Source organism: Quadrisphaera sp. DVD1, assembly GCF_058932755.1.
In genome coordinates this window covers 1-6,253 of the sequence record NZ_JBZYWI010000168.1, presented here as the reverse complement: position 1 = coordinate 6,253, position 6,253 = coordinate 1, and the positions used below count along the sequence as shown (strand labels likewise).

At 75.9% G+C, this 6,253-nt stretch carries 5 protein-coding genes; 3 read left to right on the top strand and 2 right to left on the bottom strand.

From position 1 onward, the window contains the following. On the bottom strand, window positions 1-292 hold a 292-nt coding region (locus tag AC5FZL_RS14765; protein ID WP_493619650.1), incomplete at its 3' end, for an ATP-binding cassette domain-containing protein. A gap of 347 nt (window positions 293-639) precedes the next feature. Between AC5FZL_RS14765 and betT the strand changes: the two genes are divergently transcribed. Continuing rightward, window positions 640-2,724: a choline BCCT transporter BetT gene (betT, locus tag AC5FZL_RS14760; protein WP_493619649.1), complete on the top strand. Its 2,085-nt coding sequence runs from the start codon at window positions 640-642 to the stop codon at window positions 2,722-2,724. A gap of 22 nt (window positions 2,725-2,746) precedes the next feature. On the opposite strand, the gene AC5FZL_RS14755 is transcribed toward betT, so the two are convergent. Beyond that, on the bottom strand, window positions 2,747-4,096 hold the full coding sequence (locus AC5FZL_RS14755; protein ID WP_493619648.1) for a DUF2254 domain-containing protein: 1,350 nt from the start codon (window positions 4,094-4,096) through the stop codon (window positions 2,747-2,749). On the opposite strand from AC5FZL_RS14755, the gene hisI reads away from it, so the two are divergent. Together hisI and AC5FZL_RS14745 are read left to right on the top strand one after the other, a co-directional pair. Next, entirely contained in the window at window positions 4,095-4,520 is a 426-nt protein-coding gene (gene hisI / locus AC5FZL_RS14750; RefSeq protein WP_493619647.1) for a phosphoribosyl-AMP cyclohydrolase, read from the top strand. The two genes, AC5FZL_RS14755 and hisI, sit on opposite strands and share 2 nt — an antisense overlap. Then, on the top strand, window positions 4,517-6,088 hold the full coding sequence (locus tag AC5FZL_RS14745; RefSeq protein ID WP_493619646.1) for an anthranilate synthase component I: 1,572 nt from the start codon (window positions 4,517-4,519) through the stop codon (window positions 6,086-6,088). Before hisI ends, AC5FZL_RS14745 begins: the two co-directional genes overlap by 4 nt. Window positions 6,089-6,253: the final 165 nt, after the last annotated feature.

Genomic DNA, 6,253 nt, shown 5'->3' with positions numbered 1-6,253 from the left:
CGCACACCAGCTCGCCGGCGGTCAGGGTGCGCGGGAAGCCGCCCACCTGCTGCACCACGCCCAGGCGGCGGCGGGCCGCGGCCCGGCGGGGGTCCTGGCCGCAGACGCGCACGGTGCCGGCCTGAGCGGCCAGCAGCCCGGTGACCAGGCCCACCAGCGTGGTCTTGCCCGCGCCGTTGGGGCCCAGCAGCGCCACGCAGCGCCCGGCACCCACGGACAGCTCCACGCCGTCCAGCGCCACCACGTCGCGGTAGCGGTGGTGCGCCGCGCGCACCGCCAGCACCTCGTCCATCGGTCCTCCTCGTCCTGGGCCCGCGGCCCGCCGTCCGAACGAGGTCGACGATGGCCGCTGGGCGGACCGGCGCGGCAGTGGACGGCGTCACCGCCGGGGCATGACATCCGTCATGCGGGCGACCGGACCGCCCAGCACGACCGAGCGCAGGCCGCCCCGGAGGCCGTCCCGGACCCGTCGCGGGCTGCGCGGGCCGCTGGGCGCCGCAGCGCACTAGCCTGGCTCACCCACGGGCCCAGCGAGGGGCGTCGATCCGATCCGGTCCCGGGACCGACGTCGCGCGCCACGACCAGGCGGCGAGCGTCAGCGCCCGGACCTCCCCCAGCACCAGAGGAGCGCACGACGCCATGAGCGAGCCGACACGGCGCTTCGGGTCCGCCCGCCCCCGGGGGCCAGCGGCCCAGACCAACCGCCCGGTCCTCTACGGGTCCGCGATCGGCGTGCTGCTGATCGCCGGGTGGGCCGTGGTCGCGCCGGCACGGGCGGCGGAGACCATCGGCGCCGCCGTCGGGTGGACGTCGGAGTGGTTCGGCTGGTTCTACATCCTGCTGGCGACCGCCGTGCTCGTCTTCGTGGTCTACCTCGGCGCCTCGCGGTACGGCCGCACGAAGCTGGGCCCCGAGCACTCGACGCCGCAGTACAGCACCTTCGCCTGGGCCTCCATGCTCTTCGCCGCGGGCATCGGCACCGACCTGATGTTCTTCGCGGTGGCGGAGCCCGTCACGCAGTACCTCGCCCCGCCGGTGGGCCGGGGCGGCACCGTGGAGGCCGCGCGCGAGGCGACCGTGTGGACGCTGTTCCACTACGGCATCAGCGGGTGGGGGATGTACGCGCTGATGGGGATGGCCCTCGCGTACTTCTCCTACCGGATGAACCTCCCCCTGGCGATCCGCTCGGCGCTGTACCCCGTCTTCGGCCGGCGCATCGAGGGCCCCCTCGGCCACGGCGTCGACATCGCCGCGGTCCTGGGGACCATCTTCGGCGTCGCCACGTCGCTGGGCATCGGCGTCGTCCAGCTGAACTTCGGCCTCTCGCTCCTGTTCGGGATCGAGGAGGGCCGGGCCGCGCAGATCGGCCTCATCGCCCTCGCCGTCGTCGTGGCCACGCTGTCGGCCGTCAGCGGCGTGGACAAGGGCATCAAGCGGCTCTCCCAGCTCAACGTGCTGCTCGCCATGGGCCTGGCCGCGTTCGTGCTGCTCGCGGGCGACACGGCGTTCCTGCTCAACGGGCTGGTCCTCAACGTCGGCGACTTCGTCAGCCGCTTCCCCGGCCTGACCCTGCAGACCTTCGCCTTCGACCGCCCGGTCGACTGGCTCAGCGGCTGGACGCTGTTCTTCTGGGCCTGGTGGATCGCCTGGTCGGCGTTCGTCGGCCTCTTCCTCGCCCGCATCTCCCGCGGCCGGACGATCCGCCAGTTCGTGGCCGGGACGCTCATCATCCCGTTCTGCTACATCGTCATGTGGGTCTCGATCTTCGGGAACAGCGCCCTGGCCCGCGTCCGCGGCGGTGACGCCGCCTTCGGCGAGCTGGCGATGGGCACCCCCGAGCGGGGCTTCTACACCCTGCTCATGGAGTACCCGGCCTTCCCCCTGGTCGCCGGCGTGGCCACGTTCGTGGGCCTGCTCTTCTACGTCACCTCGGCCGACTCCGCGGCCCTGGTGATGGCCAACCTGTCGTCGCGCCTGCCGACGCCGCACGACGACGGCCCGAGGTCCGTGCGGGTCTTCTGGGCGGTCGCGACGGGCCTGCTGACGGCGGCGATGCTCGTGGTGGGCGGGGTGCCCGCGCTCCAGAGCGCGACGATCGTCATGGGCCTGCCGTTCGCCTTCGTCATGGTGCTGGTCATGGTCGGGCTCTACCGGGCCCTGCGGGCCGAGGCGGTGCGCACCGAGAGCCACCGGCGGAGCGTGCCCACCCGCCTGTCGGGGCGCGCCCCGGGCTCGCCGGACCAGCAGCGGGCGCAGGACTGGAGGCTGCGCCTGAGCCGCAGCCTGGCCTTCCCCAGCGAGGAGTCCGCGCTGGAGCACCTCGACGAGGTCGCCCTGCCCGCCCTGGAGGAGGTGGCCGCCGAGCTGCGGGCCGGGAGCGTGGCGGCCGACGCGGGCTGGGCCACCGACGACCACGGGGTGCGCTGCGTGGAGCTGACGGCCGGCCCGGGCGGCGACCAGGCGTTCCTCTACCGGGTCCGCCCCCACACGGTCCCCGTCCCGGTGCACGGGCGGGACGCGGCGCCGGGGCGAGCCGCGTACGCCCGGCTCGAGGTCGACCTGCGCGGGGGGGCCCAGGGCTACGACGTGATGGGCTACACCCACTCCCAGCTCATCGACGACGTCCTCGACCAGTACGAGCGCCACCTGGAGGGGCTGCGCCTGCAGGAGTCGAGCCCCGTCCTGCCGCGCCTGCGCGTCCCGGTGGGCCCGCGGCGCCGCTGAGCGCCGGCGCGGAGGTCGCGGGTCACAGCGAGCGGGTCTCCCCGGCGCGGTCGGCGTAGGGCCGCACCCGCTCCCCGGCGAGCGCCTGGTCCACCCGCTCGCGCAGGTCGTGCACGCCCTCGGCGTCGCTCCCGCTGACGCCCTCCGCCAGCGCTGAGGCGACCAGGTCGGCGGCGCGGGCGACCTCCCGGCGCTGGTCGTCGTCGCGGCAGGACAGCGCCACGTCGCGGAGCATGCGCAGGAGCGCCGCCAGCACCGTGGGCTCGGAGGCGCTGGCGCGCCGCAGCTGGCTGCAGGTCAGGTCCAGGTAGTAGCGCAGGTCGCGGTCGGGCACGACCACCCGCCCGACGCCCTGGGCGTCCTCGTGCAGCGTGGGCCCGAGGCGGCAGCCGGTCAGGCGCGCCAGGAGGTCCCCCATGTGCCCGACGGCGGTCGCCGCGGTCGCGGGGTCGTTGATCGCCGGTGACATCGCCTTGACCGCGATGTCCTCGAGCTGGCGGAAGCCGAACGAGACGTCCTGGTCGAAGGTGCGCTCGTAGCCCAGCTCCGCGGTGGCGGCCAGCCGCCGGGCGACGTCCGCGGGCACCTCGACGGGGTCCCCGCCGCGCGACCAGGTGGTCAGCAGCGGCGTCCCGCGCAGCACGTGGTCTCCCGGGCGGGCCTCCACGCGCACCACGACGTCGGCCTCGCGCGCCGCGGCGACCAGGCCCTCGACGTCCACCCGCTGGACGAACCCGCTGCGCGGGGCCTCGACGGCCAGGCCCTCCCCGGCGGGCAGGGCCAGCTCGCCGGGGGAGCGGGGCGCCGGGTCGTCGTGGGAGGGGTAGGACTCCCTGATCGCGCGGTCCGCGTCGTCGTGGACCCGCAGCATGAGCGTGTCCACGCGCAGCACGCTGACGATGTGGTGGATGAAGGCCAGGATCGCGCCGAAGGAGGCCAGGCCGAGCAGCAGCCCCGTCGAGACGGCGACCGAGGGCACCGGCGCCTCCGCGTCGAGCGCGCGGGCGGTGGTGGTGGTGAAGGCGAACGTCCCGGCCAGCACGGTCAGCACGCCCTTGATCACCGGGTCGCGCTCGAACTCGCGCAGCAGCCGCGGGGAGAACTGCTGGGAGGCCAGCTGGAGGGCGACCACCGTGAGGCTGAACGTGAGCCCGGTGGCGGTCATCACCGAGGTCGCCACGATCTGCAGGGCGGTGCTGGCGGAGGCGGCGTCACCGGGCCACAGCCAGCCCGCCAGCGGGGGCCCCGGGCGAACCTGCGCGAGCAGCAGCGCCGCGACCACCGCCGCGGCCCCGGCGACCCCCGGCCACAGCCACAGCGGCCGCCGGTGGGTCTCGGAGCTGCGCGCCCGCCGTCGCGGTGAGGACCTCATGGCCCGTGCCTACCCCGCGGCCCGTCGAGCGGCACGCCGCCGGTGGGAGGATGACCCGGTGAGCCCATCCCTGGACCCCGCCGTCGCCGCCCTGCTCAAGCGGGACGAGCACGGCCTGGTCTGCGCCGTCGTCCAGCAGCACGACACCCGCGAGGTGCTCATGGTGGGCTGGATGGACGACGAGGCGCTGCACCGCACCCTCACCACGGGGCGCACCTGGTTCTGGAGCCGCAGCCGCCAGGAGTACTGGCGCAAGGGCGACACCTCCGGCGCGGTGCAGGTGGTGCACGAGGTGTCCCTGGACTGCGACGGCGACGCGCTGCTCGTCACCGTGGACCAGACCGGCGCGGCCTGCCACACCGGCGACCGCACGTGCTTCGACGCGCGCCCGCTGGCCGTCACCGCCGCGGCGGGGGCCCGGTGAGCGAGCAGGGCACCGCGCCGCTGCCGGTGGCCGCGCCGCTGCTGGACGCCGGCACCACCTGGCCGGACCTGCCCACCTTCCGCCAGCTCGCCCGCGACCGCCGCGTGGTGCCCGTGGTGCGCCGGCTGCTCGCCGACGCCGAGACGCCGGTGGGCATCTACCGCAAGCTGGCCGGCACCGACGTCGGCACGTTCCTCCTGGAGTCCGCCGACCACGGGGGCGTCTGGTCGCGGTACTCGATCATCGGCGCCGCCTCGGCCGCGGTGCTCACCGAGCGCGAGGGCCAGGCGCACTGGATCGGGCAGCCCCCGGCGGGCGTGCCCACCGACGGCGACCCCCTGGTGGCCGTCCAGTCCGTGCTCGCCGCCCTGGCCACCCCGCGCCTGCCGGGCCTGCCCCCGCTGACCGGCGGCCTCGTCGGCGTGCTGGGCTGGGACGTGGTGCGGCGCTGGGAGAAGCTCGAGCACCCGCCGGGCGGCCCCAGCGACCTGCCGGAGCTGGCGCTGTGCCTGGCCACCGACCTGGCCGTGGTCGACCACGCCGACTCCTCGGTGCTGCTGGTGGCCAACGCCGTCAACCACGACGCCACCGACGAGCGGGTCGACGAGGCCTGGGCGGACGCCGTGGCGCGCCTGGACGCGATGGCCGACAAGCTCGCCCAGCCCTCGCCGTCCACCGTGGCGGTCACCGCGCCGGTGGTCGCGAGCGAGCCGCGCCGCACCTCCACCGCGGCGGAGTACGAGGCCGCGGTGGTGACGGCGAAGGAGGCCATCTACGAGGGGGAGGTCTTCCAGGTCGTGCCCTCGCAGCGCTTCGAGGTCGACTGCCCCGCCGACGCCCTCGACGTCTACCGGGTGCTGCGCGCGACCAACCCGAGCCCGTACATGTACCTGTTCCGCCTCGCCGACGCCGACGGCCACCGGTACGAGCTGGTCGGCTCCAGCCCCGAGTCCCTGGTCAAGGTCGAGTCCGGCAGCGTGCTGACCCACCCGATCGCGGGCACCCGCCCGCGCGGCGCCGGTCCGGAGGAGGACCGGGCGCTCGCGGAGGAGCTGGCTGCCGACGCGAAGGAGCGCGCCGAGCACCTCATGCTCGTCGACCTCGCCCGCAACGACCTCGCCAAGGTCTGCGAGGCCGGCAGCGTCGAGGTGGTCGAGTTCATGGAGGTCTGGCGCTACAGCCACGTGATGCACCTGGTCTCCACGGTCACCGGCCAGCTGCGCCCGGGCCGCACCGCCTACGACGCCCTGGCCGCCACCTTCCCGGCGGGCACCCTGTCGGGGGCGCCCAAGCCCCGCGCGCTGGCGCTCATCGACGAGCTGGAGCCGGTGCGCCGCGGCCTCTACGGCGGCACCGCCGGCTACTTCGACTTCGCCGGCGACCTGGACATGGCGATCACCATCCGCAGCGCCGTGCTGCGCGACGGCGTGGCGCGCGTGCAGGCGGGCGCCGGGGTCGTCGCCGACTCCGTGCCCGCCTCGGAGGAGGCCGAGACCCGGGCCAAGGCCGCCGCCGTGCTCGCCGCCGTGGCCCGCGCCAGCGCCCTGCGCCCCCTGGCCGGTGGCTGAGCGGGCGCGGCGCGGCCGCTTCGCCGGGCGCGCCGGGGCGGTGCTCGCCGGGCTCGCCTGCGCCGGGCTGCTGCTCCTGGCCGCCTCGCGGACCTGGGTCGGCGCCGACCTGCCGGCCGGGCCCGCGGGCGGTGCCGGTGGCGCGCTCGCGGTCTCGGGCGGCGA